Here is an 822-nt window from a genome sequence, read left to right as displayed (position 1 = left end):
CGCCGCCGCCGGTGCCGGCGCGCAGTCGTGCCGCGCCGGCACGCTCTACCTGACCTTCGACACCGGCAGCATGAGCCAGGCCGCGCTGATCGCCGACACGCTGCGCCGCCACCACATCAAAGCCACCTTCTTCCTCGCCAACGAGCCCACCGTCAACAAGGACAGCTCGCTCGACCCGGGCTGGGCGCCGTACTGGAAGACGCTGGCGGCGGACGGCCACGTGTTCGGCAGCCATACCTTCGACCACGTCTACCTGCGCGGCACGCGCGACGGCAAGGTGACGATGCGCCCGCAGTTCGGCGCGCAGGCCGGGCAGGACGTGGCGATGGACCAGCAAGGCTTCTGCGCCGAACTCAAGCGCAGCGCGCAGGCGCTGCATAGCCTGAGCGGCGCCACCATGTCGCCGCTGTGGCGCGCGCCGGGCGGCCATACCGCGCCGCAGACGCTGCAATGGGCCGAGCAGTGCGGCTTCAAGCATGTGGGCTGGGCGCCGGCCGGTTTCCTCGGCGACGAGCTGTCGTCCGAGCGCTTCCCGAACAAGGCGCTGCTGGCGCGCGCGCTGCGCGACCTGCGCGACGGCGACATCACGATGGCGCACCTCGGCATCTGGTCGCGCAAGGATCCGTGGGCGCCGGCCGTGCTCGAGCCGCTCATCAGCGGCCTGGAGCGCAAGGGCTTCTGCTTCGCCACGCTGCGCGAGCATCCGGCCTACCGCGAGTGGTTCCGCGCGCAGGCGGCCACGGTCGCGGCCGGGGGTGCGGGGAGGCCGTGATGCTGGACACCTTCAATGCCTGGGTCGGCCAGGTCGAGGCGACGCTGTTC

At 71.9% G+C, this 822-nt stretch carries 1 protein-coding gene; it reads left to right on the top strand.

Annotated elements, in window-relative coordinates:
- Positions 1 to 772, top strand: a 772-nt coding sequence (locus K206_RS39880; protein ID WP_020206357.1) for a polysaccharide deacetylase family protein, incomplete at its 5' end; no start/stop codon positions are given.
- Positions 773 to 822 lie beyond the last annotated feature (50 nt).

The organism is Cupriavidus sp. WS (assembly GCF_000395345.1).
Lineage (GTDB): Bacteria > Pseudomonadota > Gammaproteobacteria > Burkholderiales > Burkholderiaceae > Cupriavidus > Cupriavidus basilensis_B.
This window is presented reverse-complemented; position numbering and strand designations above follow the sequence as displayed.